Below are 23,531 nucleotides of genomic sequence, written 5' to 3'. Positions count from 1 at the left end.
CAGACCACGAGAGGTGAACCCACCTGAACGCCGGGTGCGTGGTAATTGCCGGCGCGATGAGTTTTCGATCGCTGGGGAGTCGTTATTGGCAAGCGAAGTGGCAACCGGCCGCTCGCCTTCGCCCCGGGAGATTCCGATGACTACCCAGCCTGCCCACCACGACACCCTTTCCGGTGATGCAACACGAACGGCACCTTCGGGGACCGCGCGCAAGGTCGGATACGTCCTGAGTGGTCTGTTCGTACTTTTCATGCTGTTCGACGGCATCATCCACATCCTCAATCTGCAGACGGTCAAGGACGCCTCGGCCGAGCTGGGGTTGCCCGACTCTCTTGCCCTGACAGCCGGGGTGGTGCAGTTGATCTGCCTTGCGCTGTACGTGATTCCGCGAACGTCCGTGCTCGGCGCGATTCTGCTCACCGGTTACCTGGGTGGCGCTGTGTTGACCAACCTTCGAGCTGAACAGCCTCTGGTGAGCACCACATTGTTTGCCGTCTACGCCGGAATCGTGATGTGGGCTGGACTGTATCTCCGAGATGAGAAGGTTCGCGAGATCATTCCGCTCCGTCGGGCCTGAAATCAGGCCACCGAAGGGGTTGCGTGGGACGCGGTGTCCCATTATGTTTGACCTCATTCAAGTCCGTCGACTGCAATCGGCGGACTGGCCGTGAGGAGACACCGATGGCTCGGTCAGCGTCGATCGAAGTGGAAATGCCGTACCACGAGGTACTGCAGACTTTGTCCGAGGGCTCCGTGGCCCGCAGTTTTGATCCCTACCTCGACATCGACTGGGATTCACCAGAGTTCGCGATCGATCCACATGATCCGAGATGGGTGCTCTCGTCCGTCTCGGACCCCCTCGGCGCGACGCAGTGGTACCAGGAGCAGTCCCTGGAACGTCGAATCGCGATGGGAATGTGGCGTCAGGCCAACGTGACCAAGGTGGGTTCGGCGTTCGAGAGCATCTTGATCCGGGGAATGCTGCAGTACATCATGGCGCTTCCCAATCAGTCACCCGAGTTCCGGTACTGCCTGCACGAGATGACCGAAGAGTGCAATCACATCCAGATGTTCCAGGAACTCGTCAATCGTATGGACATCGACGTGCCGGGTATGCGTCCGATGTTCCGGCGACTCTCGCCCATCATCGGAGTGCTGGGTGCCAAGTTCCCGGTCATCTTCTTCATCGGCATTCTTGCCGGAGAAGAGCCGATCGACCACTTCCAGAAGGACTTGATCCGCGAAGGTAAGGACACCCCGCCGGCGATGCTCCGCACCATGGAGATTCACATCGCCGAAGAAGCGAGACATATTTCGTTTGCGCACGAGTTCCTGCGCAATCACGTTCCCAGGCTCAGTCGTACCAGTCGGGCAATGACGTCGGTAGCCTTCCCCGGCGCGATGCGTTGGCTCGCAGGCGAAATCATGTCACCGCCCAAGGAATTCGCCGAAGAATTCGGCATTCCCGAAGACGTGATGGCGAGTGCTTTCTGGGGCAGCCCGCATTCCCGCCGAATTCTGGGGAACTACTTCGGTGAAATGCGGGCCCTGGCAGACGAACTCGGTCTGATGAACCCGGTGTCGAAGCGGGCGTGGCGAAGGCTGGGCATCGACGGTGACTACGCACGCTATCGCGGCGAGCCGAAGCGCTCCGACAAAACACGGATCTAGTCAGGTGGCCCGGATCTAGTCAGGCAGCGAGGACTGGCCGTCGGAGGACACCAGTTCAGCGATGAGCGTGGACAATTCGACGTGGGGATCGATCGTGAGGCCGCTCGAGCGGGCAACGCCGTCGAACATGTACCAGGTGTACTTCGCGAGGTCGGCGACGATCTCTGCGCGGCTCGGTTTCGGATCATTGCTTCGAACCCAGTGTGTGAGCGTGCCCTCGACCATCGTCACCACTGCGAACGGCAGTGAATCGAAGGGCGACGAATCGATCCCCACGCTTCGGCCGACTTCGGTGATGGTGGCCAGGGCCGAGTCGGCGATTGTCGCCTTCAAGCTGCTGATCGCGTCGATGCTCTCGTCGTCGTAGTCGGTGGGGCCGGTACCCATGAACTCGTGAATACGAGGATGCTCGGTGATCCACTCGGCGACGGCGCTGATGGTGCGGGTCAGGATCTCGTCGAGTGTGCCCACCGAAATGCTCATCGACGCATCCAGGGCCGCGGCAAATTGGCCGAGCACAAACGCTCGGACTCGTCGATCGAGGTCGTCTCGGCCGCTGAATTGGCGGTACACCACCGACTTGGCGAGGCCGGCACGATCGGCGATCTGCTGGACGGACACCTCGGCACCTGCCGCACGCTCTTCGATCAGTTCGACCGCCGAGGTGAGTATCCGTTTCTGACGCTCGGAGTTGTGTCGCTCCCACCGCGCTTCGCGACCGGTCAACTCTGCAGTGACAGGTTGCGCAATTGCGTCGCTCGGCATCGCGCCAGTCTATCCGGACGGACCTGCCGTGTTTCCGACTTGTCATCGGGCGCGGCATCGGGATCGGTCGTCGGTACGACGTGGGACACTGGTCGAGTGAGGTTGTATCGAGACACGGCGGTGGTGCTGCGCCTGCACAAACTGGGCGAAGCCGACCACATCGTCACGTTGCTCACCCGTCAGTTCGGGTTGGTGCGTGCCGTGGCCAAAGGTGTCCGCCGAACAACCTCCAAATTCGGGGCAAGACTCGAACCGTTTGCTCACATCGACGTGCAGCTTCTCCCCGGCAAGAATCTCGACATCATCACCCAGGTGCAGACAGTGGATGCGTTCGCCATCGACATCGTCGACGACTACAGCCGGTACACCACGGCCTGCGCCGTACTCGAAACTGCCGAGCGGTTGGCCGGTGAGGAACGTGCGCCGGCCCCGCAGCTTCAGCGATTGACGGTGGGTGCACTGCGCGCGATCGCCGAGCAGGCACGACCGGTCGAGTTCGTGCTCGACGCGTTCTTGTTGCGAGCCATGGGCTATGCGGGTTGGGCACCTGCCCTCGAAGAGTGTGCGCGCTGCAGCGCTCCTGGACCGCACCGGGCATTTCACGTCGCCGCAGGTGGAGCCGTGTGTACCTATTGCCGCCCGGCGGGTGCTGCGACGCCGTCACCCGGAGTGCTCGACTTGATGGAAGCCCTGCTCCGAGGAGAGTGGGAGGGTACCGATTCGGCGCCCGCGACTCTGCGGACGCAAGCCAGCGGACTGGTCGCGGCACACCTGCAGTGGCATCTCGAGCGCCAATTGCGGACGTTGCCGCTGATCGAGCGTTCAAGGCCGCATGCAGCCGTCGAGGTCGACTTGCCCGTGAGGCAGGATGGAACCCGTGATTCGACGACGCGAACCGCGAACTCCGCTTGATTCTGCTGCTGAACGGGTGATCCGGCCACCGGACCCACATCCGTCCGGGGCGACCCCGCCCATCCTGCAAACCGAACTCATCCCGCGCCACGTCGCGTTGGTGATGGACGGCAACGGTCGGTGGGCTCAAGAGCGCGGTTTGCCGCGAACCGCCGGGCACGAACGCGGCGAAGCTGTCCTGATGGACACGGTGTGCGGTTGCATCGAGATGGGCGTCGAGTGGCTCTCCGCGTACGCCTTCTCCACCGAGAACTGGAAGCGCAGTCCCGACGAAGTTCGATTCCTCATGGGCTTCAACCGTGACGTCATCCGTCGCCGACGCGACGAGATGAACGAAATGGGTGTGCGTGTTCGGTGGGCCGGTCGTAAACCGCGCCTGTGGGCAAGTGTGATCAAGGAACTCGAGATCGCCGAAGAACTGACCAAGAACAACACCGTCATGAACTTGACCATGTGCGTGAATTACGGCGGCCGGGCCGAAATTGCCGATGCGGTAAAGGAAATCGCGAAGCGCGTCGCCGCCGGCGAGATCAATCCGGACAAGATCACCGAGGCGACGGTGGCCAAGTACCTCGACGAACCCGACATGCCCGACGTCGATCTGTTCCTGCGTCCGTCGGGAGAACAGCGGACGTCCAATTTCTTGATCTGGCAATCCGCCTACGCCGAAATGGTGTACCAGGAGAAGCTGTTTCCCGATTTCGATCGCCGCGACCTTTGGGCCGCGTGCGTCGAATACGCCTCACGCGACCGTAGATTCGGTGGCGTCAAATGACAGGGGAGAACATGACCGACACCACCGACGAAGCAGCCCGCCTACAAGAACGTGCGGCCGCCTCGCTGGCGCATTTCGTGACGGTCGATGTGGCTGCCGACGGATCACTGGGTTTTCAGTACTCCGGCGCGCTGTGTTCGATCCAGGCGATGAATCTGTCCGAGGGTCTGGACGTGCTGTCCATGACGTGCGTTCTCGCGTGGGACCGACCGGTCAGCGCGGCACTGCATCGCAAGGTGGCCGAGCGAAATCGCACCATCCAATTCGGCTCGATCGCGGTGTTCGGCCACGGCAGTCTGGCGGACGTCATCCTGCGTTACACGTTCCCTGCCGCCGGACTGGACGACGAAGCACTGACCACGATGTTGCTACTGGCGCTCACCGGTGCCGATACCGCCCGGCAGGGTTTGATTCCCTGACGCTCTCAGGCGGCGGCGCAGTCGCGGCAGGTGCCGAAGATCTCGACGGTGTGACTCACTTCGGTGAAACCGTTGTCCTCGGCGATGGTCTGTGACCACTGCTCGACCGTCGGGCCCTCGACCTCGACGGTGAATCCGCAGTTGCGGCACACCAGGTGATGGTGGTGCCCGGAGGAGCAGCGTCGGTAGACGGACTCACCTGTGTCGGTGCGTAGGACGTCGATGGTTCCGGCGTCGGAGAGTGCCTGCAGCGTGCGGTAGACGGTGGTCAGGCCGATGCCTTCACCTCGCTTGCGCAGTTCGTCGTGCAATTCCTGTGCCGACTTGAATTCGTCGATGTCGTCGAGCAGGGCGGAGATGGCGCTGCGCTGTTTCGTGGAACGAACGCCGACTGTGGCCGGTCCACGTTTCGAGGTCGTACTGCCCGGGGTGTTCATGCGGTGGAATCTCATCCTTCTTCGGCGTGGGCGACAGCGTCGACGACGATGTGTGCAAGGTGATCGTCGACGAGTCGATAGAGAACTTCTCGTCCGTTGCGCTCGCCGCGGACGACGCCCGCTGCTTTGAGTACGCGCAGATGCTGGCTGATGAGTGGCTGAGTGACACCGAGAGCTCCGACGAGTTCGTGAACGCAACGCTCCGACTCGTGCAACTGAAGCACGATCGCGATCCGAACGGGTGCAGCGAGCGCCCGCAGAATTTCGCCGGCTGCCGCCAGGGTTTCCTTGGGCGGCACGGGCGCGGGCGGTGCGGCTTCGAACGGGTCGTGCGTGTGTCCGAGGTCGGAATGATCATGGCTTTTGTGGAGATCGCCGGTATCCGCAATGCTCACAGCGAGGCTCCTTCGAGGGGTAGGTCATGATGTCCGGGCATAGCCATCTCACCACATTATTGCAAATCACTTTCATTTTGATATGCACAAGTATGCATGTCAACCTTGGACGGAAGTGCGTGGCAGCCGCCAGATAGGCTGATGGTGCGAAAAGCGCACGAAAATCATGCATCTATTACCCAGATGGAGAGCAATCGAGTGGCACCCAAGTCCAAGATCGAAGCCGTTGTCAATCTCGCCAAGCGGCGAGGCCTGGTCTACCCGTGCGGTGAGATCTACGGCGGTACCAAGTCCGCATGGGACTACGGCCCATTGGGTGTCGAGCTCAAGGAGAACATCAAGCGCCAGTGGTGGCGCAACATGGTCACCAGCCGCGAGGACGTTGTCGGCCTCGACTCGTCGGTGATTCTGCCCCGCGAGGTGTGGGTCGCGTCCGGTCACGTCGGTGTCTTCAACGACCCGCTCGTCGAGTGCCTCAACTGTCACAAGCGTCACCGTCAGGATCACCTGCAGGAGGCGTACGCGGAGAAGAAGAAGCTCGACAACCCGGACGACGTCTCGATGGATGTCATCGGTTGCCCCGATTGCGGCACCGTCGGCCAGTGGACCGAGCCGCGCGACTTCAACATGATGCTCAAGACGTACCTCGGCCCTGTCGAGAGCGAAGAGGGCATGCACTACCTTCGCCCCGAGACCGCACAGGGCATCTTCATCAACTTCGCCAACGTGCTGACCACCTCGCGTAAGAAGCCGCCGTTCGGCATCGGTCAGATCGGCAAGAGCTTCCGTAACGAGATCACCCCGGGCAACTTCATCTTCCGCACCCGCGAGTTCGAGCAGATGGAGATGGAATTCTTCGTCAAGCCGGGCGAGGACGAGCAGTGGCATCAGTACTGGATCGACTACCGCCTGGACTGGTACACCGGCCTCGGTATCAACAAGGACAACCTGCGTCTGTACGAGCATGCGCCGGAAAAGCTTTCGCACTACTCGAAGGGTACGACCGACATCGAGTACCGCTTCCACTTCCAGGGCAGCGAATGGGGCGAGCTCGAGGGCATCGCGAACCGTACCGACTTCGATCTCTCGACGCACTCCAAGCACTCGGGCACCGAGCTGAACTACTACGACCAGACGACGGGCGAGCGCTACACGCCGTACGTCATCGAGCCGGCGGCCGGTCTCACGCGTTCGCTGATGGCCTTCCTGGTCGACGCCTACACCGAGGACGAGGCGCCCAACTCCAAGGGCGGCGTCGACAAGCGCACGGTGCTCCGCCTGGATCGTCGACTCGCTCCGGTGAAGGCTGCCGTTCTGCCGCTCTCGCGTAACGCGGACCTGACGCCCAAGGCAAAAGACCTTGCAGCGCAGCTGCGTCAGAACTGGAACGTCGAGTTCGACGACGCCGGCGCCATCGGTCGTCGTTACCGTCGCCAGGACGAGATCGGCACACCGTTCTGCATCACGGTCGACTTCGACACCCTCGAAGATCAGGCCGTCACGGTTCGTGAGCGTGACTCCATGGCGCAGGAACGCGTCGCCCTCGATCAGGTGGAAAGCTACCTGGCCGCACGGCTGATCGGTTCCTGAAACTCGTTCGAAGCTGACGGGCGGTTCTTCTCAATCGAGAAGGACCGCCCGTTTTCTCTTTCCCCGATGGTCCTTCAGGCGCAGGATCGAAGTTATGAGAAAACTCAGCGTGACCAACAGCGTGACTCTCGACGGTGTCATGCAGGCACCTGGTGGGCCGGACGAAGACCGTCGTGGCGGATTCGAGCACGGAGGGTGGGCGGCACCTTTCAACGATTCCGTCATGGCGCAGAAGATGGGGGAGGGAATGGCGAAGAAATCCGAGTTGCTCTTCGGGCGCAGAACCTACGAGAACTTCGCCTCGTACTGGCCGTTTCAGACCGACAATCCGTTCACCGAGGTTCTCGACAACACGCAGAAATACGTAGCTTCAAGAACTTTGGGTGAACCGCTCCCGTGGAAGAACTCGACCTTGTTGAAAGGTGATGCTGCCGACGCCGTAGCAGCGCTCAAGGAAAGCGAGGGTCCGGATCTGGTGATTCTGGGCAGTGGAGACTTGATGACGTCATTGGCCGAGCGGCGCCTCGTCGACACCTACACCCTGCTCATTCATCCGCTCGTTCTCGGAACCGGGCGCAGATTGTTCCCCGACGGCGCTGCGCTCGCTCAGTTCACCCTCGTCGACAGCGTCCCCACGACAACAGGCGTCATCATTGCGACTTATCAGATGAGCTGAACACAGTTGCGCTGAACGCAGTTGAGCTGAACACAGTCGAGCTGAACACATCGGGGAACTCGCCGAAATGCCGCAACTGCCAGCGCTGAGTTCTGACTGCCTGCACGCTGGTCGGCGTGACCCAGGGCGGATAGACCCGGATAGCGCGCTTGCCGCCCGAGAAGTTCGTCGACACGATGTCGTATTCGACGAGGGTCTCGACAGGAAAGACGAAGTGCCCCAGATGTTCTTCGTCGTGTGCCTTCACCACGAAGAGCATGACGCCGTCGGTGTCGTCGAAGGGGCGAATGGGCCCGGCATCGGAACGGCGCCACAGCGTGACGAACTGACCGAGCTTGGTAGGCGTCGTCTTGGCGATTCGATACACGGTCATGAGTCCGTTGACGGTCAGCGCGTGAGCGCCGTACTCGGCGCCGTCAAGCTCGGGAATCGGTGTGGACCAGGTAAATCCGTCGGCGTTCATCGGCAACGATGATGGCACGAACCACCGACAGCCTTCGTGTCGAACGCTGTCGGTGGAAGGTCGCTTCAGGCCGAAGGCACCTTGTCGAGGAACCCGAGGACAAGCGTCAGACGCCCGTCGTCGTCGCGTTCGAGTACGTCGAATCCGTCGATCAGTGACTCGGCCCCCGACGGGCCGAGAGCCCAGCCGAATCGCGCCTGCCGGTGGTGTGCGTCCACCGGTCCGACGAGAGTGAAGTGCATGCCCGGAAACTGTTGCTGCACAGCGTTGATCATCGCGTCGATCTGTTCGTGTCCGGTGACGTCCGCCAGCGGATCGGTGTAGCGACCGGCTGGAGTGAACAGTTGCTCGATCCGCGCTTTGCGGGCGGTGGTATCTGTTTCGTTCCACATGTCGATGTAGGCATCGGCAATGGCGTCGAAGTCGCTCATGGTAACTCCCTTGATCAGTACCCGACGTTCTCGCCGGCTGATACCACTGTTGCGCCGAGACTGCTCCGGGTCGATTACCTGTGAGGTCATGTCCTCGGCTACCTCGGGTCGCTACCGTGGGGGAATGACCTTCGAGACGATGGACGTTGGCACAGAACTCAAACGGTGGCGGGAGCGGCGAAGGCTCACTCAGTTGGGTCTCTCGACAACGGCAGGAGTGTCGACCAGACATCTGAGCTTCATCGAAACCGGCCGCTCCAAACCCAGTCGGGACATGATTCTTCACCTATCTGATTGCCTGGATGTTCCTCTACGGCAACAGAACACGCTTCTACTGGCAAGTGGTCACGCGCCGGAGTACTCGCAGAAGTCGTTGGCGGAAGCGCCGATGTCAGCAGTGAGTGAGGCCATCGATCGCATCATCGACGCGCATGACCCGTATCCGGCCGTGGTCGTCGATCAGCAGTGGGAGATGGTAGCCGGGAACCAGGCCGTGGGAATTTTGACCGAGGGCGCCGCTGCGTTCCTTCTGGAACCACCGGTGAACGTCTTGCGGTTGAGTTTGCATCCCGAGGGAATGGCGCCGCGGATCGTCAACCTCGCGCAGTGGCGGACGCACCTGCTCGCGAGACTGGCGCGGGAAGTGGAGGTGAGTGCCGATGCGCAGTTGTCGTCGTTGCTCGACGAGCTGCGCACCTACCCGAGCGGAGGGGACTGGCACGACGACCGCGCGAATTCGCTACTGGTTCCGTTGCGTGTACGCGCCGGCGATACCGAACTGGCGATGTTCAGCACCACCACAGTGTTCGGTACGCCGCGCGACGTCACGCTCGCAGAGATTGCGATCGAATCGTTCTACCCGTCGGACAAGCAGACGGCCGACTACTTTCGATCGGCCGCCGAGGTCACAGAGACTTCTTGCCGAACTTGAGCTTCCACGGCACCAGAGCCGACTCCAACTGAACCGAGAGACTCATCTTGGAGACGCCTTCGGTGCGCTCCTCGAAGCGGATGGGCGTTTCGGCGATCTTCATGCCCCGCTGAACAACTCGGTAGTTCATCTCGACCTGGAACGCGTAGCCGTTGCTCTGCACCGATTCGACGTCGATGTCGCGCAAGGTCTTTGCATGCCACGCCTTGAAGCCGGCGGTCGCATCCTTGACGTGAAGTCGCAAAATGGCGTTGACGTAGAAGTTTGCCCAGGCTGACAGTGCCTTGCGATGCCACGGCCAGTCGCCGGCGACTGCGCCGCCTTCGACGTAACGGGAGCCGAGAACGACTGCCGCATCGGTGGTGGTGAGAATCTCGATCATGGCGGGGATCGCTTCGGACGGGTGCGAGAGATCTGCGTCCATCTGAATGACGATGTCTGCGTTCTCCGCCAGAGCCCGGCTCATGCCCGCGACGTAAGCACGACCGAGACCGTCCTTGACCGTGCGGTGAAGTACTCCCACCGGAATGGGGCCGTCGATACCCAACTTGTCGGCAACCTCGCCCGTACCGTCGGGGGAGTTGTCATCCACCACGAGGACGTGCAGGTTCGGGATCTTCAACGCGGCGAGGCGATCGACGAGCTTTGGCAGGTTCTCACGCTCGTTGTATGTAGGTACAACGACGGTTATCTGCGGGGCGACGCTTTCCATAACACCTTCGTATGATCTGTGATCCCGACTTGCCGGATGAAGCGTACGACGAGTGCGGTCGTGAACAAAGTACGGATTTTACTACCTCGACGGGATCCGTCAGAACCGGCCGCCGCCGCCTCGGCTCGTTCGGCCACCGCCGCCGCCGCCGAAACCACCGCCGCCGCCCCCGCGTCCGGAGCGCCCACTGCTGCTCGGCCCGCCGTACGAGCGGGGTCCTCCGCCGCCTCGCAGAATGCTGTTGATCAGGATCCCACCGAGAATCGCTCCCGTCGCATCGCCGCCACCACCGCGGGGTCGTTGGCTAGCTTCCCAGGTGTTGACGTCGTTCTGCGCGGCGCGAAGTGAGTGCGTCGCCAAGGTGGTCGCTGCCTGGGCGTGTTGGAGCGCCTTCGACGGATCCGAAGTCTGCAATTGTTGGGCGGCCTGCAGGTGCCGCTGAGCCTCCGCGTAGCGAGTGCGGGCCTCGGCCCCGATGGCGCCGCGTCTGGTTCCGAGGAAGTCACCGGCAGCGGTCACCTGGGCCTGTGCGGCCAGAATGTCCTGGGCGAGGCGCTGCTGCGCCCGTTCGAGTTGCTGCTTCTGCTCCTGAGCGTCGGCAAGCAGCGCGTCGAGTTGGGCGTCGGCCGCGACGATCTGGTTGAACGCCGTCAGCGGATCGTTGTCCTTGGACGTCTGAGCATTGGCCAACGCCGACTGAGCCGCGGCCTTCGCGTCCGCCAATTTCTGCCCGCCCTGCGCCAGGTAAGCGTCCGCAGCGGTGATGCCCTGCTGGACGTCCTCCATCGCGGACGGAAGTGTCGCGATGGCGTTTCGGATGTCGTCGGCGGCGTGATCGACGCCGTCGAGCAGCTTGCGGGCCTGCTCGAGAGCTGCTTCGGCCGTCCGAATTGCGGTGACGGCGGCGCCTTGCTTGCCGGCCGGCAGCGCCGTGGCGTCTCGACCTTCTTCGATCGACTTCTCGGCGAGCGTCAAGCGTTCGCTCGCCATCGTGACGTTGTTCACCACCGACGCCAGCGTCGGCGCGGGGAACTGATCCTTCAGTTTGGTCAGAATCGCCTCGGACTCGGGTAAGCGCACGCTGAGAGCAACAACACTCTGCGTCAGAGCGTCGAGGCGTGCCGGGGCGTTGATGAGAAGGTCGCGAAGCCCGTCGAACTCGTCGACGCGAGCTTCGAGTTCTTGGTCGGCTCGACCGCACGAGGAGATGATGTCGATCAGCATCTGACGGCGTTGGTCGGGAGTTTCCGGGATGGCGTCGTCGAGCCGCTGCCTGATCGCGAAGGCTTCGGCGAGGGTGGCCTTGGCCTTGTCGAAAGCCGCGGAGAAGGGCGCCACAGCGGAATCTCCGAACTCGCTGCGGGCCAGATCCAGCTCTTCCTGGCTGCCGGCGATCGCGTTGTCCGTCTCGACGAGGATTTCCTTCGCGCGTTCGTCGAGTGTGGGCAGCGGGAGTGCGTTGAGGCTGGCAAGGTCGTCGGGGGCGATGTTCTTTGCGGCCTCCACGCTTGCCTTGTTCTTGTCGTTCTTGCGCTTGCGTGAGTACAGGACCACACCGCCCGTTCCGACCACCACAGCGCCGCCCGCGATCAGGAGTGTTCCGACTCCCATTCCGCCGCTCGTGTTGTTCGCGTCGCCGAGTGCACCGGCCGCTGCAATTGCCGCGCCGGTCCAATCATCTTCGGCGAGAGCCGGTTCCACCGCGTTCGAATTGATCGACTCGATGTCGGAATCGGAGATGTTGCTGAGTTCGGCCGGAACATCGAGGTAGTACGCGCGCTCGGCCGTGGCAACTGCAAGCAGGACGGACTTCGTGCTCAGCGTCGACTTGGTGGCTGTCTGTTGTGCCCACGCCTGGCCGCCGAGGTTGTTGAAGTCGGGGACGAATGCGACCCACAAATCGATCTGGTGGTCCTCGCTGAGTTGATCGATCGCGGCTTGGATGTCGCTGCGTTGACCGGCGTCGAGAACCCCAGAGGTATCGGTGATGTGATTCGGCAACACCATCGGGGCGTCCGCCGAGGCGAGCGCAGGGCTGAAGACGAGCGCCAACAAAGCGATAATCGCGGCGACGACGGCGGCGCTTCCCCAGCGCCGAACGGGTCGGGTGGTTGTCCGACTCTGCTCTACAGAGGACAACTGCGCGAAGTGTGGTGCGAGGGCCATGACGCAAATCTATCCGTTGTGGCGCGTCGGCATCGGAGGAGATCGCTGCGAACTGGCAGAATTGCGGGAGTGAAACCTGCTTTCGGTAACCGCCCCCACGATCCATCACCCTCACGGGCGGGCGGCTTCGGTGCAGGATTGGCTCGTTGGACGCGGCGATTGATCGCCGGCGCCGTGTTGATGGCGGTGGTCCTGGTCGGCGGTACCGCATTCCGGGTGTGGCAGGTGGCCCGCATCGACGACACGCGGCCGGCCGACGCGATAGTCGTTCTGGGCGCAGCTCAGTATTCCGGCACTCCGTCGTCGGTCTTCGAAGCCAGACTCGAACAGGCGTACAAGCTGTACAAGCGCGGAGTGGCTCCGCAGATCATCACCGTCGGCGGTAAACAAGAAGGTGACGAGTACACCGAAGCGGCGTCGGGAAAGATGTATCTGACCGATCGAGGGATTCCGTCGAGTGCGATCACCGCTGTGGAGACCGGTTCGGACACTCTGCTCAGCATCGATGCGGTGAGTGCCGAGATGTCCTCGCAGGGCATCAATTCCGCCGTCCTGGTCAGTGACCCGTGGCACTCGTTGCGCACCCGGACGATGGCCCGCGACACGGGACTTCAGGCGTGGACCGCACCGACTCGTCAGGGCCCGGCCGTGTTCACCCGCGAATCCCAGTTGCACGGAATCGCTCGCGAAACCGGCGCGCTGCTCTGGTATCAGCTCACACACTTCTCGGCAGATTTCCCCTACACGGCAGGGCAATAGAAACCATGACAGCTCACACCACCTACGGAGGCGGCACCTACTCCGAACACGACCTCGAACGTCGTGTCGTCGAGGCGCCGAAGCGAGCGGGGTTGCCGGGTTCGCAGATCGCAGCGGCGCAGCATCGTTCGGACTTCTCGCGAGACCGCGCCAGGGTCCAGCACTCCGCGGCTTTGCGACGCTTGGCCGACAAGACCCAGGTTGTCGGCCCGCGCGACGGCGACACACCTCGCACGCGGCTGACACACTCGATGGAAGTCGCACAGATCGGGCGAGGGATCGCCGACGGGCTCGGTTGCGACCCGGATTTGGTGGACCTTGCGGGTCTCGCACACGACATCGGGCACCCGCCGTACGGGCACAACGGCGAGAAGGCGCTCGACGAAGTCGCCAAGGACTGCGGCGGTTTCGAAGGCAATGCGCAGAATCTGCGGATCCTGACCAGCCTCGAACCGAAGATCCTGCGCCCCGACGGTCTGAGTGCCGGCCTCAATCTCACCAGGGCGTCACTCGACGCGGCCATCAAGTACCCCTGGACCCGGCCTGAGCCCGGCGCGAAGTTCGGCGCATATGACGACGACGCAGAGGTGCTCGCCTGGGTTCGCGAGGGTGCGCCCGAGCGTCGGCAATGCCTGGAAGCTCAGGTCATGGACTGGGCTGACGACATCGCCTATTCCGTGCACGACGTGGAGGACGGGGTGATCGCAGGCCGGATCGACCTTCGCTCGCTTGCTGATCCGTCCGAGCAGCGCGCACTGGCTGAGCTGGGGGCCTCCGAGTTCCGCGGCTTGGTAGTCGACGATCTGATCGAAGCCGCTCAACGGTTGTCCGAACTCCCGGTCGTACGCGGAGTCGGAAGTTTCGACGGGACGCTGGGAAGTTCCGTCGCGTTGAAGAACCTCACAAGTGAATTGGTGGGACGCTTCGCCACGGCCGCGATCGCCAGCACACGGCAGACAAACGGCAACCGACCCCTCTCGCGCTATCAAGCCGACCTCGACATACCCGAGGCCGTCGCATCCGAGGTGGCGTTGCTCAAGACCGTGGCGCTCTACTACGTGATGTCCGACGCCGGGCACAAGGCGCGTCAGGATCGGCAACGTGATCGTGTGCATCGCGTCGCGGAATGGTTGTTGGCCACGGCGCCCGCCGGGCTCGATCCGATCCTGCTGCCCGCATGGGAGCGCGCCGCGGACGACGGTGCTCGGGTCCGCGTGGTGGTGGATCAGATCGCGTCGTACACGGAAAGTCGGCTGGAGCGGGTGGACAAGGCGAGCCTGGGCGCGCAGGCCAGTTGGGGCTGAGCCGGCCGCGCTCTCAGCAGGTCATTCGCGTCGACGGGTCGGTCGTGGTGTCGAGCCACTTGCCGTAAGCGTCGCCGCCTGCTGCCCGGACGTCCTTGCAGATCTTCGACTCGCTGTTTCCGGATTCGCGATACACGGTGTAGATCGCAGTCCCGGAATCCGAGACTTGACGCAGTGACGGGCAGGACTGGTCTGTGCGCAGGTATTTCGAGCCGGGGAACGCGTCAAGGTAGTTCTGAATCTCGCTGGCATACGTGGCCGGATCGGTGGCATTGGCCAACACCACGATTCCGGTTCCCTTGCACGAGGGGACGGTGATCGGCTTGCTCACCCCGAGATCGCCGTTCTTCGTGGACGGGGTGGACACCCGCGTGGTCGTGGTTGCCTGCTGTCCGGCGGTGGGCAACGGCTCCAGGTTTGGCGTTCTGACCGGCTCCTGGATGGGTGCCGGTTCCGCCGTGGCGGTGGAAGCTGCTACAGCGGTTGGTGATTCGGGGCCCGAGCTTCCCAGTATCGCCCAAGCCGCCGTGCCTCCTGCGGCCAGAACGAGTGCAACTCCAGCCGCCCCGATCGCGATCGGGGCTCGGTTTCGCTTGGTCTTTGTCGCGATGTGCGTGTAGTTCCCGTAAGCGGGATTCACTGTGGTGTAGGTGGGCGGCCCGACGATTGTGGATTGCAGTCCGCCGGCCGCACTGGTGGCGTTGTCGGCCGAGAGGGTTTGCCGCGCTTCGAGTGCGAGCGCTCCGGTGGTCGGATAGCGGTGTGCGGGATCCTTTGCCATACCGCGGGCCACGACAGTGTCAAAACGATGCGGGAGCGACGGAACCGTCAGGGTGGGGCGCGGCGGCGGAGCGTTCAGGTGCGAATTGACGAGATGACCGATGCTTGTGGTGTTGAAAGGCGTTGTTCCGGTGACGGACTGGTAGAGAACACAAGCAAGGGAGTAGACATCCGCTGCGGCCGTCGGTATTTCGATACCGAATCGCTCCGGCGCCATGTACGCATACGAACCGACCGCGCTTCCCTCGGTGGTGATTTTCGTGTCTGTCTGTGAATATGCGATTCCGAAGTCCACGAGGTAGGCGAAGCCGGTCTTCGTGAGAATGATGTTGTCTGGTTTGACGTCGCGATGGATGAGTCCGCGCGCGTGCGCTGCGTCCAGCGCTGACGCTATCTGCGAGACGATGTCGACGGCTCGCGCCGGGGTGAGTCTGCCGAACTCGGTCAACTCGGCTCGCAATGTGTGGCCTTCGACCAATCGCATGTCGATGAAGAGAACTCCGTCGATCTCGCCCCAGTCGTGCACCGGGATCACGTGCGGTTCGTTCAGGGCGGCGGTGGTGCGAGATTCTCGGCGGAAACGAGCTTGGAATGACGGGTCGGCCGCGAGCTCGCGATGGAGCAACTTGAGAGCGACCAGGCGATCCTTCGAGGTGTCGTACGCCTCGTACACCTCGCCCATTCCGCCCCGACCGAGCAGACGACGCAGCTCGTACACGCCGAATCGAGTTCCCGATCGCCCTTCGTGCGAGCTCGCGGCGTTTTCAGTCATCGTCGGTCCCATCGCTGCGGTGCAGAGTCGGCCATCAACATATCGTTGTCAGGAGGTGTCGGGGGACCGCCTAGACTGATGTACGTGGCGGGCCGAATTTCTGACAGAGACATCGCGGCCATTCGCGAACGCACTCGCATCGAGGACATCGTCGGTGAATACGTTTCACTCAAGCGTGCCGGTGGCGATTCGATCAAGGGTTTGTGTCCCTTCCACGACGAGAAGTCACCGTCGTTTCACGTACGACCCAACCACGGCCTCTATCACTGCTTCGGCTGCGGTGAGGGTGGTGACGTGTACTCGTTCCTGCAGAAGATGGACCACATCAGCTTCGTCGAGGCCGTCGAGCAGTTGGCGGATCGACTCAGCTACACGATCTCGTACGAGGGTGGCGGACCGTCCGTTCAGCGCGATCGCGGCACCCGTGCACGCTTGATTGCGGCGAACGCGGCGGCTCAGGAGTTCTACGCCGCCCGACTGCGCGAACCCGATGCCCAGGCGGCCCGCGACTATCTCACCGAGAGAAACTTCGACGGGGCAGCAGCCCTGCAATTCGGATGTGGATACGCGCCCGAAGGTTGGGACACTCTCACAAAACACTTGATGTCCAAGGGATTCGAGTTCAAGGAGCTCGAAGCAGCAGGGCTGTCCAAAGAAGGGAGGCGCGGTCCGATCGACCGGTTCCATCGCCGCCTGCTCTGGCCGATCCGCAGCGTTGCCGGTGACGTCATCGGCTTCGGCGCCCGCAAGCTCTTCGACGACGACACCATGCCGGGCAAGTATGTCAACACGCCGGAAACGATCCTCTACAAGAAGTCTCAGGTCCTGTTCGGCTTGGACCTCGCCAAGCGCGACATCGCCAAGGGGCACCAGGCTGTAGTCGTCGAGGGGTACACCGACGTCATGGCGATGCACTTGGCCGGCGTCAAGACCGCCGTTGCTTCGTGTGGAACCGCCTTCGGTGAGGAGCACCTTGCGATGCTCCGCCGACTCCTGATGGACGACAGTTACTTTCGCGGTGAGATCATCTACACCTTCGACGGTGATGCCGCAGGGCAAGCTGCCGCGATGAAGGCATTCGAAGGCGATCAGAAGATGGCCGGGCAGACCTTCGTGGCCGTCGCTCCTGACGGAATGGACCCGTGCGATCTTCGCCTCGAGTCCGGTGACGCCGCCGTTCGCGACCTTGTTGCGAGGCGTACGCCGATGTTCGAGTTCGTGGTGAAGTCGATACTCACCGAGCACGATCTCGAGACGGCTGAAGGGCGCGTCGAAGCACTGCGTCGTACGGTCCCCGTCGTTGCGCAGATCAAGGAATCAACTCTGCGCGACAGCTACGCGAATCTGCTCTGCGGATGGGTCGGTTGGGACGATCTTCCATCCGTCCGACGACGCGTGCGTGACGAAGCTCGTAAACGGGCGTCGACGCGTGGATCTTCACCGGCGCCCAAGCGTCGTCAGGTTGTCGACCCACCTGCCGCAGATGCGCTTGCCTTGCCGATCGGAATCTCCAGGCCACGGCCCAACGACCCGGGGCTTTCGACGCAGCGAGCTGTCCTCAAGGCCGCGTTGCAGCACCCTGGCGTCGCCGGCAGTGTCTTCGACTCGTTGCCACCCGAGACCTTCACCCACCCCGCCTACGTCGTGATCAGGCAGGCAATGGCAGACGCCGGCGGAACGAGCAAGGGACTCGGCGGCGCCGAGTGGATCGAAGTCGTCACCAAGGGCGTCGAAGACATGACGGTGGCCTCGGTTGTATCGGAGCTGGCCGTCGAACCCATGCCCTGCGACGAAGACACGGTTCCGCGCTACATCAACGGAGTGCTCGCCCGGCTGCAGGAAGCGTGGGTTGGCGAACAGGTTGCCGACCTCAAATCCAAGCTTCAGCGCGTCTCACCGGCTGCGGCCCCGGAGGAGTACAACTCGCTGTTCGGCGATCTCGTGGCGCTGGAGCAGTATCGCCGACAGCTGCGTGAGCAGGCTGTCGGCGATCAAAGCGTCTGACCTAGCGGTTCTTCTTCAACTGGTCGTGGGGGACCAGAATCGTGGTCTCCTCGTTGAGCGGCTTCATCGGCTCGAGCTTGGGCTGAGTACTCAGTGAGTCGGCCAGCTTCTGCCGTGACGCATCCAACACCTTCTTGGTGGCCGGACTAGTGGCCACCGCCTTCGCGGCCCGGCTGATCTGCTCGTATCGTGCGCGGCCCGCTTTGGTTCCCAGGACGTACCCAGCTGCAACACCGATCAACAAACGCATCATTCCTGCTTCCCTCCAGCACCGATCGTCCTGACTCCATCCTGCCTGATGACTCGCTGGGCAGGCGATTTGGTACTTCGGTGGAGGATTCGCTACAGTTTCTCAGGCAACGCCGGAACGGGCGAAGCGAGCAAGACAATCCCCTGTAGCTCAATTGGCAGAGCTTCCGACTGTTAATCGGACGGTTGCTGGTTCGAGTCCAGCCGGGGGAGCGTTGGAAAGAGTCCCTGATCTGCAGAAATGCGGGTCGGGGATTTTTTCGTTTCTAGGAAGATTTCGGTTCGTTGTCACGGATTGTCACAAGCGATCCCAAACTCGTCGCAGCCGCAGCAAGAGCGTCGGTCTGCGAGCGCGTGTAGGTCCGCATTGTGAACGAACTATCGGCGTGACCAAGCCACTCTGCGATAACCGCGATCGGGACTCCCTGGAGGTGCATGAGGGTTCCGCAGGTGTGTCGGGCATCGCGGAGCCCAACCTGAGCGATGTCCAAATCTGCGAGGTTCGATTTCCATCGCTTGGTGAGGGTGTCGGGGTGCAGAGGTTGTCCGGCTTCGTTGCAGGCGACATATCCGCCGTCGCCGTAGCCTGCGCCGAACGCTAGCTTTTCGGCCGCTTGTTGTCGTTTCGCGGCTTTGAGTTCGTCGGCGAGTGGTTGAGGCAGAGGCAAGGTTCGGCCCGATGCGCTTGACTTGGCGTCCTCTTGGTCGATGGCTTCGCCGCCGGCCTCATCGACCGTGAAACCATGCGCGCTAGCACCGAACATGTACAAGCGAACATCGCCGCAACCGAACTGAAGATGGCGCAACGGGAAGTCCTCATCGACCTGCCCGAACCGTCAGCGGAGGACATCGTGAAGAGGTGCGAAGAAGCGGACAAGCGCCGGCGCCGCGATGTCGTGTCAATCATCGTCGACCACCTCACCGGCAACCCCACCACCGACCGCCGCGGTCGTGACGGACTCGACCCACACCGCGTCGACTACGTCTGGAATACACAATGAGTGGTTGTTTCATTCGGTGTCATAATGTGACCGAATTAGATGGATAAGTCATACTATGACCCGCAAATAAACACTCAGAAGCAGAGAAGGCCTCACCGTTTGGTGGGGCCTTCGGGATGTGGCAGCTACTCTGCGAGTTCGATGATCCCGACCTGGAACTGAGGGACAGTGAACTTGAAGTCCGCGGTCGAGGTGTATGAATACTCGCCATCTAGCACGACATGCATCTTCACTCTGTCATTCTTGACGAACGGTTTCAACGTGGCCGAGTTACCGATCAAGTGGGCAGATTCGAAATTACCTACGCCCAACGCAGACGTACCGACATCCGCTAAAAATCGGTCAGGTCCGGTTGCAGAATCAAACTGGCGGATTGATCCGTACAGAATGATGCGTCGTCCAGACTGAGCTGAGACATCCTTCAAGATCAATTCGAAATCACGTTGTGTGATCTCTTCGTAGGTCGAGGCATCGAGAATGGTCTGATCTGATTGAAGGTCGTCGCGCGTACTGAGGGCTTGCTGTTGCTGTTGTTGCTCCGCCTGGCGCGGGTTCAGTGCATCGTTTACGACCGCAGCGACGATCAATGTGGCGACGACGATAAGCCCGATGATGACGACTGCTTTGATATTTGAGGCAGCGACGCTCTTCTTTTGGGTCAACACAGGGGATACGGGCATGAGGGTTGGCCGTGTGGCGTCTGACCACTGGAGTCCGTTCCAGTACCGCTGAATGCCCTGGATTCGCGGGTCCGGATACCAGCCGGGCTGTGAGTTCATCGTCGCGTCTTTCAGTAATTCGGTGGGGGCGGGGGAGCCGTTGCCGGCTGGACGTGGTGCGTCCATTGAACGCCGTCGTACCAACGGATCCATGCGGGGTTCTGCTGATCTGGATACCAGCCCGCACTCAAGCCTGATGGTGGTGCGACGAACTGCACCGCGGGTGGCCGCTTGTCGCCCACTCTGATGAGCGCGCGGATCACGAGGGCGACGAATGTAATCGGGAGGACGATGAAGATCAGGAACAGGAATATTTGCGCTGGTGATGTTTCGTCCAATGCGCCGCCACCAACGATGATCGCGAAAGCAAGCACGCCTGCAAGGTAGAGGGCGCCGCGAACTCGCTTATCGTCCATGACTGGCCTTTCGGGAAGTGTCCGTAATACATACCAGACAGTCCGGACATTGTGGAACTAAACCCTGGCGCCCTTCGCTAGATTGCACGCCCGGCACAACAGTTGAACATTGCCTTCAGTGCTCGCGCCTCCTCTGGAGAACGGAATGATGTGATCGTATTCAAGGTAAGAATTCGCGCCGCATTCCACGCAAGCCCCACGGTCTCGCCGATAGACAGCAGATTTGACGTGCGCTGGTATGTGCCTTGATGGCCGGTCCCCATTGTCCGGTAGGAGGATTCGGCGATCAATCCGAAGTGCAGTGTCCACGAGGATGGATGTGTATTCAGCGTCGGGAACCGAGAAGCGCCCGCTGAGTGATCGGGCTGTCGACTCGATGAGCACGGTGGTCCGGTCCAGGTATGACGCTCGCTGCACCTTGCTTAGTGGGATTTCGCCGCCATGCTGTTGAGCTATGAACCGGATCTTGCGGTTGGTGATCGCTAGTTGTCCCTGGGACGGGGTGGGGCCAGCTTGGAGGTCTCGCCAGCGAGTTGCGCCGGCGACCATGTAGCAGTATTCGTCGGTGGGCAGATGGAGTCCTGGGATTTGAACGGTTGGTAGGCGACCTTGGCGGATCTCACCGAGCATCTGCTCTCTGAGTAGTTGAGATTCGATGTGGGTGACCGCAGCTGGTTCCAGCTCTAGAGCGCGGGCTGCTTGTCGGAAGGTGGCGAGTTCGTCGTCGGTGATGACGCCATCACTGAGGGCATATGTGGCGTATCTGTTGAGCCAAGAGAGTGCATCCGCACGAATGGTGTCGAGTGCATGTTTCCGGGGGATGCGCGCGCCGTACAGCCATTCATGCAATGTGATCCATTCAGGTCCAAGGGGGCCTGAGTGTGCCAGTACGTTCCTCGCTGCCGCGGAGTACTGCGTGAGCGTCGAGTTCACGAAAGCTTTGCACTCGGGGCAATAGCTCTGGAGCAATCGAGTTTTGGTGCCACATCGTGCGCAGCCATCGCCTGCCGACCGAAAGGCTTTGAGCCACTTGTCTGCCATGGGAGATACATACCAGACAGTGCGGACGCCGGTAAGGGAGTGCCGACGCTTCACTCGGCAAGAAATTGTCACGTAGTTGTCACAAGTCGTGCACCGGCTACCGCCGACGGCTCCCGTTTACCCCCGACATTCCCAGATTCCCGCGGCTAGTCCCGCCCCAGTATGCCTTTGACCTGGACGTTAATCGGACAGTTGTGGGTTCGAGTCCAGCCAAGGAAGCAGCAAAGCCCCTCACCTGAGAAATCGGGTGAGGGGCTTTCTTGTATTCGTCGCCGCTAGTGCGTTTGCAGCAGACCCACCAATCGAAGTGCCGATTCAACGTCTGCCGCCTTGTTTGCTTGTGCACCGCGAATTCCCAGCTGTCGAGCGCCGAGGACGTTGATCGGGTTGTCGTCGACGAAGAAGGTCTGTTGAGGGCGCGCATCGAGAAACTTCAGCGCGGCCAGGAAGGCCGTAGGGTCGGGTTTGGTGGCTCCGAGCATGCAGGAGAAAACATGCTCGTCGATTGCCGATGGCGTTACGACACTCTCGATGGCGGCCAAAAGGACAGGTCCGTTGTCGGAGAGTGTGGCGACCGCAACCCCCTCACTTCGAAGCGCGATTGCGAGATCGATGACTGCGGGGTCCGGGATGAAGGCCTTGGCCCATGCTCGGCGTAGGTCGTCGCGGTTTCCAGGAAACCCGAACGCTCGAAAGCGTTCCAGAATCGCGTCTTCGGAGTGAAGACCGAGATCGCATTCCTGGTCGAACCCGGACTCGAACACCAGGGCATGGATTTCTTCTTCAGTGACGCCGATGGCCGTTGCCAGTTCTGCGGCGCGAAGATCAGGTTCGAACCGACACAGCACACCACCCAAGTCGAACAAAACGAGTTCAGGTCGTGCGCTGTCGTTCGCCATGTCGCAGAGGATAGGCGTCATCAGCACCCGTGAACGCGGCTCGAAGATGTTGGCGACGAATACATCAAAAGCCCGACGCAAGAATCTGCGTCGGGCTTTCGGTGGAACCGTCGAACTGTTCGGCCGGTGCGCTTACTTCGCTGCGCGATCCGACGGCTCGAACAGTCGGATGATGTGGCTGGGGTTGATGTAGTAGACACCGTTCGGAGAATTGAGAACGAGAGTGTCTTCGGTGAAATCGGTGACGGTGCCGTTCAGCTTGGCGCCGTCGGACATGATGATCCGGATCGTAGCCTTCGAGTTCTTGAATTCGGTCAGTGCAAGCTTCATGTGGTGATCCTGTTCCGTGGGGTGTGCACTCCCACGGTATCGGCTCATTGCGCCTGTGCCGACCAACCTTGGAAGACTCGACTCGAAAGAGTGCAACGCGTCACCGCCTGCCCGATTGTGATCCGCGTCGGATGTGCCGGTAACATTCGGATTCGCCGTGATGCAGCGCGTCACGGATGGGGCGGTAGCTCAGTCGGTTAGAGCCGTGGACTCATAATCCATTGGTCGCGGGTTCGAGCCCCGCCCGCCCCACATTCAGGTGCCGCGAGCCCGCGGCTCAGCCCCAATGACTTTTGTCGAAGAGCATGCTGCAGACGATCGCCAAGGCGACAAGTGCGCAGAGTGCAACCACCAGGACAGTTGCCCACCGGTTGTTGGGATTGAATCGCCTGGCAATGCGCCTGCGGTTGCGCCTGAGTCGAGCATTCGTGGTCACGCAAGGAATCGTCGCATCATGATCGTCGATTCCAGATGAGGTGAAAGTCTCGGATTCATATGACCAATTTCCCGACAGAGTCGGATGTGCAGCGCTTCTGGATGTGACCGAGACAGCGACCACTCGGAAGGCGAAGGAAAATAGGTACCGATCCGGGCAATTCAGCGTATGTGCTCAACCTGACGAAGTGTCACGCTCTAGATGTACCTACGCACGGCGATCGAAGATGATTTCGAAGATCGACCTCAGGGTTCACTGAACAATTGTCTGTACCTGCTGGCGCGAGCCCGACCTACAGGTGACGACGATGCGTTCCAGCGACACCCCGAGCGTCGACTTACGCTGGTTGAACAGTTAGCCGGCACGAAAACCATCTTCGCCTGGTGTAGGTGCAGGCAGTCGAGCCGACCCCCCGCGGCTCGGCTGCCCTCAACAGGCGAAGTGAAGCCCGAATGGCGCCGAATCGGCGATCAGGGCG

The 23,531-nt window shown here is 61.6% G+C and carries 28 protein-coding genes and 2 tRNA genes; 14 read left to right on the top strand and 16 right to left on the bottom strand.

Annotated elements, in window-relative coordinates; genetic code table 11:
* Positions 1 to 136 precede the first annotated feature (136 nt).
* Both ACFQ6Y_RS22320 and ACFQ6Y_RS22315 read left to right on the top strand, forming a co-directional pair.
* A complete protein-coding gene (locus tag ACFQ6Y_RS22320) occupies positions 137 to 577 on the top strand; it encodes a DoxX family protein (RefSeq protein WP_378447906.1) in 441 nt (146 codons plus the stop codon).
* Between the two features lie 104 nt (positions 578 to 681).
* Positions 682 to 1,671 (top strand): diiron oxygenase, encoded by a 990-nt coding sequence (locus tag ACFQ6Y_RS22315; protein ID WP_378637253.1) that lies wholly within the window; start codon positions 682 to 684, stop codon positions 1,669 to 1,671.
* A gap of 15 nt (positions 1,672 to 1,686) precedes the next feature.
* Here ACFQ6Y_RS22315 and ACFQ6Y_RS22310 read toward each other — a convergent pair whose 3' ends face one another.
* A complete protein-coding gene (locus tag ACFQ6Y_RS22310; RefSeq protein WP_378637250.1) occupies positions 1,687 to 2,436 on the bottom strand; it encodes a TetR/AcrR family transcriptional regulator in 750 nt (249 codons plus the stop codon).
* A 96-nt stretch (positions 2,437 to 2,532) separates the two neighbouring features.
* Between ACFQ6Y_RS22310 and recO the strand changes: the two genes are divergently transcribed.
* From recO to ACFQ6Y_RS22295, 3 genes are read left to right on the top strand one after another with little or no spacing between them, the layout of a single operon-like run.
* Complete coding sequence (gene recO, locus ACFQ6Y_RS22305) at positions 2,533 to 3,348, top strand: DNA repair protein RecO (RefSeq protein WP_378637248.1); 816 nt, start codon at positions 2,533 to 2,535, stop codon at positions 3,346 to 3,348.
* Positions 3,305 to 4,123 carry an isoprenyl transferase gene (locus tag ACFQ6Y_RS22300; RefSeq protein ID WP_378447908.1) on the top strand — a complete coding sequence of 273 codons (819 nt, stop codon included), beginning with the start codon at positions 3,305 to 3,307 and terminating at the stop codon, positions 4,121 to 4,123. Before recO ends, ACFQ6Y_RS22300 begins: the two co-directional genes overlap by 44 nt.
* Complete coding sequence (locus tag ACFQ6Y_RS22295; RefSeq protein WP_019749000.1) at positions 4,120 to 4,542, top strand: YbjN domain-containing protein; 423 nt, start codon at positions 4,120 to 4,122, stop codon at positions 4,540 to 4,542. The genes ACFQ6Y_RS22300 and ACFQ6Y_RS22295 overlap by 4 nt, the downstream gene beginning before the upstream one ends.
* A gap of 5 nt (positions 4,543 to 4,547) precedes the next feature.
* Here ACFQ6Y_RS22295 and ACFQ6Y_RS22290 read toward each other — a convergent pair whose 3' ends face one another.
* Both ACFQ6Y_RS22290 and ACFQ6Y_RS22285 read right to left on the bottom strand, forming a co-directional pair.
* Entirely contained in the window at positions 4,548 to 4,979 is a 432-nt protein-coding gene (locus tag ACFQ6Y_RS22290; RefSeq protein WP_003944514.1) for a Fur family transcriptional regulator, read from the bottom strand.
* Between the two features lie 11 nt (positions 4,980 to 4,990).
* The gene (locus tag ACFQ6Y_RS22285) at positions 4,991 to 5,374 is read right to left on the bottom strand and encodes a metalloregulator ArsR/SmtB family transcription factor (protein ID WP_003944457.1); all 384 of its coding nucleotides are present in this window, start codon (positions 5,372 to 5,374) and stop codon (positions 4,991 to 4,993) included.
* A 198-nt stretch (positions 5,375 to 5,572) separates the two neighbouring features.
* Here ACFQ6Y_RS22285 and ACFQ6Y_RS22280 point away from each other — a divergent pair, with 198 nt between their 5' ends.
* Both ACFQ6Y_RS22280 and ACFQ6Y_RS22275 read left to right on the top strand, forming a co-directional pair.
* On the top strand, positions 5,573 to 6,964 hold the full coding sequence (locus ACFQ6Y_RS22280; protein ID WP_378637245.1) for a glycine--tRNA ligase: 1,392 nt from the start codon (positions 5,573 to 5,575) through the stop codon (positions 6,962 to 6,964).
* A 94-nt stretch (positions 6,965 to 7,058) separates the two neighbouring features.
* A complete protein-coding gene (locus tag ACFQ6Y_RS22275; RefSeq protein WP_378637242.1) occupies positions 7,059 to 7,640 on the top strand; it encodes a dihydrofolate reductase family protein in 582 nt (193 codons plus the stop codon).
* On the opposite strand, the gene ACFQ6Y_RS22270 is transcribed toward ACFQ6Y_RS22275, so the two are convergent.
* Both ACFQ6Y_RS22270 and ACFQ6Y_RS22265 read right to left on the bottom strand, forming a co-directional pair.
* Positions 7,615 to 8,121: a MepB family protein gene (locus tag ACFQ6Y_RS22270; RefSeq protein ID WP_378637238.1), complete on the bottom strand. Its 507-nt coding sequence runs from the start codon at positions 8,119 to 8,121 to the stop codon at positions 7,615 to 7,617. The two genes, ACFQ6Y_RS22275 and ACFQ6Y_RS22270, sit on opposite strands and share 26 nt — an antisense overlap.
* Before the next feature lie 47 nt (positions 8,122 to 8,168).
* Complete coding sequence (locus tag ACFQ6Y_RS22265) at positions 8,169 to 8,624, bottom strand: nuclear transport factor 2 family protein (protein ID WP_378637235.1); 456 nt, start codon at positions 8,622 to 8,624, stop codon at positions 8,169 to 8,171.
* 34 nt (positions 8,625 to 8,658) lie between these two features.
* Between ACFQ6Y_RS22265 and ACFQ6Y_RS22260 the strand changes: the two genes are divergently transcribed.
* Positions 8,659 to 9,465 carry a helix-turn-helix domain-containing protein gene (locus tag ACFQ6Y_RS22260; RefSeq protein WP_378637230.1) on the top strand — a complete coding sequence of 269 codons (807 nt, stop codon included), beginning with the start codon at positions 8,659 to 8,661 and terminating at the stop codon, positions 9,463 to 9,465.
* Here ACFQ6Y_RS22260 and ACFQ6Y_RS22255 read toward each other — a convergent pair.
* A complete protein-coding gene (locus tag ACFQ6Y_RS22255) occupies positions 9,440 to 10,177 on the bottom strand; it encodes a polyprenol monophosphomannose synthase (protein ID WP_003944487.1) in 738 nt (245 codons plus the stop codon). The genes ACFQ6Y_RS22260 and ACFQ6Y_RS22255 overlap by 26 nt on opposite strands.
* Positions 10,178 to 10,276: 99 nt before the next feature.
* Positions 10,277 to 12,343: a TPM domain-containing protein gene (locus tag ACFQ6Y_RS22250; protein ID WP_378637225.1), complete on the bottom strand. Its 2,067-nt coding sequence runs from the start codon at positions 12,341 to 12,343 to the stop codon at positions 10,277 to 10,279.
* A gap of 180 nt (positions 12,344 to 12,523) precedes the next feature.
* On the opposite strand from ACFQ6Y_RS22250, the gene ACFQ6Y_RS22245 reads away from it, so the two are divergent.
* Both ACFQ6Y_RS22245 and ACFQ6Y_RS22240 read left to right on the top strand, forming a co-directional pair.
* Positions 12,524 to 13,102 carry a YdcF family protein gene (locus ACFQ6Y_RS22245; RefSeq protein ID WP_128638009.1) on the top strand — a complete coding sequence of 193 codons (579 nt, stop codon included), beginning with the start codon at positions 12,524 to 12,526 and terminating at the stop codon, positions 13,100 to 13,102.
* A gap of 5 nt (positions 13,103 to 13,107) precedes the next feature.
* Positions 13,108 to 14,406, top strand: coding sequence for a deoxyguanosinetriphosphate triphosphohydrolase (locus ACFQ6Y_RS22240; RefSeq protein ID WP_378637221.1), 1,299 nt, complete (start codon positions 13,108 to 13,110; stop codon positions 14,404 to 14,406).
* A 13-nt stretch (positions 14,407 to 14,419) separates the two neighbouring features.
* Here ACFQ6Y_RS22240 and ACFQ6Y_RS22235 read toward each other — a convergent pair whose 3' ends face one another.
* The gene (locus tag ACFQ6Y_RS22235; RefSeq protein ID WP_378637217.1) at positions 14,420 to 15,970 is read right to left on the bottom strand and encodes a serine/threonine-protein kinase; all 1,551 of its coding nucleotides are present in this window, start codon (positions 15,968 to 15,970) and stop codon (positions 14,420 to 14,422) included.
* Between the two features lie 72 nt (positions 15,971 to 16,042).
* Here ACFQ6Y_RS22235 and dnaG point away from each other — a divergent pair, with 72 nt between their 5' ends.
* Positions 16,043 to 17,962, top strand: coding sequence for a DNA primase (dnaG, locus tag ACFQ6Y_RS22230; RefSeq protein ID WP_283304208.1), 1,920 nt, complete (start codon positions 16,043 to 16,045; stop codon positions 17,960 to 17,962).
* Position 17,963: 1 nt separating this feature from the next.
* Here the strand turns inward: dnaG and ACFQ6Y_RS22225 are convergent, their stop codons facing one another.
* Positions 17,964 to 18,215, bottom strand: a complete 252-nt coding sequence (locus ACFQ6Y_RS22225) for a hypothetical protein (protein ID WP_094273802.1) — start codon at positions 18,213 to 18,215, stop codon at positions 17,964 to 17,966.
* Positions 18,216 to 18,351: 136 nt separating this feature from the next.
* Between ACFQ6Y_RS22225 and ACFQ6Y_RS22220 the strand changes: the two genes are divergently transcribed.
* Positions 18,352 to 18,424: transfer RNA gene (locus ACFQ6Y_RS22220), tRNA-Asn, on the top strand.
* A 53-nt stretch (positions 18,425 to 18,477) separates the two neighbouring features.
* On the opposite strand, the gene ACFQ6Y_RS22215 is transcribed toward ACFQ6Y_RS22220, so the two are convergent.
* The gene (locus tag ACFQ6Y_RS22215; protein WP_378538252.1) at positions 18,478 to 18,975 is read right to left on the bottom strand and encodes a tyrosine-type recombinase/integrase; all 498 of its coding nucleotides are present in this window, start codon (positions 18,973 to 18,975) and stop codon (positions 18,478 to 18,480) included.
* On the opposite strand from ACFQ6Y_RS22215, the gene ACFQ6Y_RS22210 reads away from it, so the two are divergent.
* Entirely contained in the window at positions 18,955 to 19,212 is a 258-nt protein-coding gene (locus ACFQ6Y_RS22210) for a hypothetical protein (RefSeq protein ID WP_378538255.1), read from the top strand. The two genes, ACFQ6Y_RS22215 and ACFQ6Y_RS22210, sit on opposite strands and share 21 nt — an antisense overlap.
* A gap of 125 nt (positions 19,213 to 19,337) precedes the next feature.
* Here the strand turns inward: ACFQ6Y_RS22210 and ACFQ6Y_RS22205 are convergent, their stop codons facing one another.
* The 5 genes from ACFQ6Y_RS22205 to ACFQ6Y_RS22185 all read right to left on the bottom strand — a co-directional run bounded on the left by ACFQ6Y_RS22205 (position 19,338) and on the right by ACFQ6Y_RS22185 (position 22,617).
* Positions 19,338 to 19,991, bottom strand: a complete 654-nt coding sequence (locus ACFQ6Y_RS22205) for a DUF2510 domain-containing protein (RefSeq protein ID WP_378538257.1) — start codon at positions 19,989 to 19,991, stop codon at positions 19,338 to 19,340.
* A gap of 11 nt (positions 19,992 to 20,002) precedes the next feature.
* Entirely contained in the window at positions 20,003 to 20,347 is a 345-nt protein-coding gene (locus tag ACFQ6Y_RS22200; protein WP_378538259.1) for a DUF2510 domain-containing protein, read from the bottom strand.
* Positions 20,348 to 20,404: 57 nt separating this feature from the next.
* The gene (locus ACFQ6Y_RS22195; RefSeq protein ID WP_378637673.1) at positions 20,405 to 20,896 is read right to left on the bottom strand and encodes an HNH endonuclease; all 492 of its coding nucleotides are present in this window, start codon (positions 20,894 to 20,896) and stop codon (positions 20,405 to 20,407) included.
* Positions 20,897 to 21,663: 767 nt separating this feature from the next.
* Complete coding sequence (locus tag ACFQ6Y_RS22190; RefSeq protein ID WP_378538264.1) at positions 21,664 to 22,287, bottom strand: HAD family hydrolase; 624 nt, start codon at positions 22,285 to 22,287, stop codon at positions 21,664 to 21,666.
* Positions 22,288 to 22,419: 132 nt separating this feature from the next.
* On the bottom strand, positions 22,420 to 22,617 hold the full coding sequence (locus ACFQ6Y_RS22185) for a hypothetical protein (protein WP_003941659.1): 198 nt from the start codon (positions 22,615 to 22,617) through the stop codon (positions 22,420 to 22,422).
* A 178-nt stretch (positions 22,618 to 22,795) separates the two neighbouring features.
* Between ACFQ6Y_RS22185 and ACFQ6Y_RS22180 the strand changes: the two genes are divergently transcribed.
* Positions 22,796 to 22,869: transfer RNA gene (locus tag ACFQ6Y_RS22180), tRNA-Ile, on the top strand.
* A gap of 25 nt (positions 22,870 to 22,894) precedes the next feature.
* On the opposite strand, the gene ACFQ6Y_RS22175 is transcribed toward ACFQ6Y_RS22180, so the two are convergent.
* On the bottom strand, positions 22,895 to 23,053 hold the full coding sequence (locus ACFQ6Y_RS22175; protein WP_378538452.1) for a hypothetical protein: 159 nt from the start codon (positions 23,051 to 23,053) through the stop codon (positions 22,895 to 22,897).
* Between the last annotated feature and the right edge of the window lie 478 nt (positions 23,054 to 23,531).

Origin of the sequence: Rhodococcus sp. NPDC056516 (genome assembly GCF_042794655.1) — a bacterium.
Classification (GTDB): Bacteria; Actinomycetota; Actinomycetes; order Mycobacteriales; family Mycobacteriaceae; genus Rhodococcus_F.
Note: the sequence above shows the minus strand (reverse complement) of the source record. Positions and strands in the feature narration are given on the sequence as shown.

Excerpts from the sequence above, each read along its gene's own strand:
- ACFQ6Y_RS22320 (WP_378447906.1), top strand. The coding sequence starts at position 137 with ATGACTACCCAGCCTGCCCACCACGACACCCTTTCCGGTGATGCAACA.
- ACFQ6Y_RS22315 (WP_378637253.1), top strand. The coding sequence starts at position 682 with ATGGCTCGGTCAGCGTCGATCGAAGTGGAAATGCCGTACCACGAGGTA.
- ACFQ6Y_RS22310 (WP_378637250.1), bottom strand. The coding sequence starts at position 2,436 with ATGCCGAGCGACGCAATTGCGCAACCTGTCACTGCAGAGTTGACCGGT.
- ACFQ6Y_RS22300 (WP_378447908.1), top strand. The coding sequence starts at position 3,305 with ATGGAACCCGTGATTCGACGACGCGAACCGCGAACTCCGCTTGATTCT.
- ACFQ6Y_RS22295 (WP_019749000.1), top strand. The coding sequence starts at position 4,120 with ATGACAGGGGAGAACATGACCGACACCACCGACGAAGCAGCCCGCCTA.
- ACFQ6Y_RS22290 (WP_003944514.1), bottom strand. The coding sequence starts at position 4,979 with ATGAACACCCCGGGCAGTACGACCTCGAAACGTGGACCGGCCACAGTC.
- ACFQ6Y_RS22275 (WP_378637242.1), top strand. The coding sequence starts at position 7,059 with ATGAGAAAACTCAGCGTGACCAACAGCGTGACTCTCGACGGTGTCATG.
- ACFQ6Y_RS22265 (WP_378637235.1), bottom strand. The coding sequence starts at position 8,624 with ATGACCTCACAGGTAATCGACCCGGAGCAGTCTCGGCGCAACAGTGGT.
- ACFQ6Y_RS22260 (WP_378637230.1), top strand. The coding sequence starts at position 8,659 with ATGACCTTCGAGACGATGGACGTTGGCACAGAACTCAAACGGTGGCGG.
- ACFQ6Y_RS22255 (WP_003944487.1), bottom strand. The coding sequence starts at position 10,177 with ATGGAAAGCGTCGCCCCGCAGATAACCGTCGTTGTACCTACATACAAC.
- ACFQ6Y_RS22250 (WP_378637225.1), bottom strand. The coding sequence starts at position 12,343 with ATGGCCCTCGCACCACACTTCGCGCAGTTGTCCTCTGTAGAGCAGAGT.
- ACFQ6Y_RS22245 (WP_128638009.1), top strand. The coding sequence starts at position 12,524 with ATGGCGGTGGTCCTGGTCGGCGGTACCGCATTCCGGGTGTGGCAGGTG.
- ACFQ6Y_RS22240 (WP_378637221.1), top strand. The coding sequence starts at position 13,108 with ATGACAGCTCACACCACCTACGGAGGCGGCACCTACTCCGAACACGAC.
- ACFQ6Y_RS22235 (WP_378637217.1), bottom strand. The coding sequence starts at position 15,970 with ATGGGACCGACGATGACTGAAAACGCCGCGAGCTCGCACGAAGGGCGA.
- ACFQ6Y_RS22225 (WP_094273802.1), bottom strand. The coding sequence starts at position 18,215 with ATGATGCGTTTGTTGATCGGTGTTGCAGCTGGGTACGTCCTGGGAACC.
- ACFQ6Y_RS22210 (WP_378538255.1), top strand. The coding sequence starts at position 18,955 with ATGCGCGCTAGCACCGAACATGTACAAGCGAACATCGCCGCAACCGAA.
- ACFQ6Y_RS22215 (WP_378538252.1), bottom strand. The coding sequence starts at position 18,975 with ATGTTCGGTGCTAGCGCGCATGGTTTCACGGTCGATGAGGCCGGCGGC.
- ACFQ6Y_RS22205 (WP_378538257.1), bottom strand. The coding sequence starts at position 19,991 with ATGAACTCACAGCCCGGCTGGTATCCGGACCCGCGAATCCAGGGCATT.
- ACFQ6Y_RS22200 (WP_378538259.1), bottom strand. The coding sequence starts at position 20,347 with ATGGACGATAAGCGAGTTCGCGGCGCCCTCTACCTTGCAGGCGTGCTT.
- ACFQ6Y_RS22195 (WP_378637673.1), bottom strand. The coding sequence starts at position 20,896 with ATGGTCGCCGGCGCAACTCGCTGGCGAGACCTCCAAGCTGGCCCCACC.
- ACFQ6Y_RS22190 (WP_378538264.1), bottom strand. The coding sequence starts at position 22,287 with ATGGCGAACGACAGCGCACGACCTGAACTCGTTTTGTTCGACTTGGGT.
- ACFQ6Y_RS22185 (WP_003941659.1), bottom strand. The coding sequence starts at position 22,617 with ATGAAGCTTGCACTGACCGAATTCAAGAACTCGAAGGCTACGATCCGG.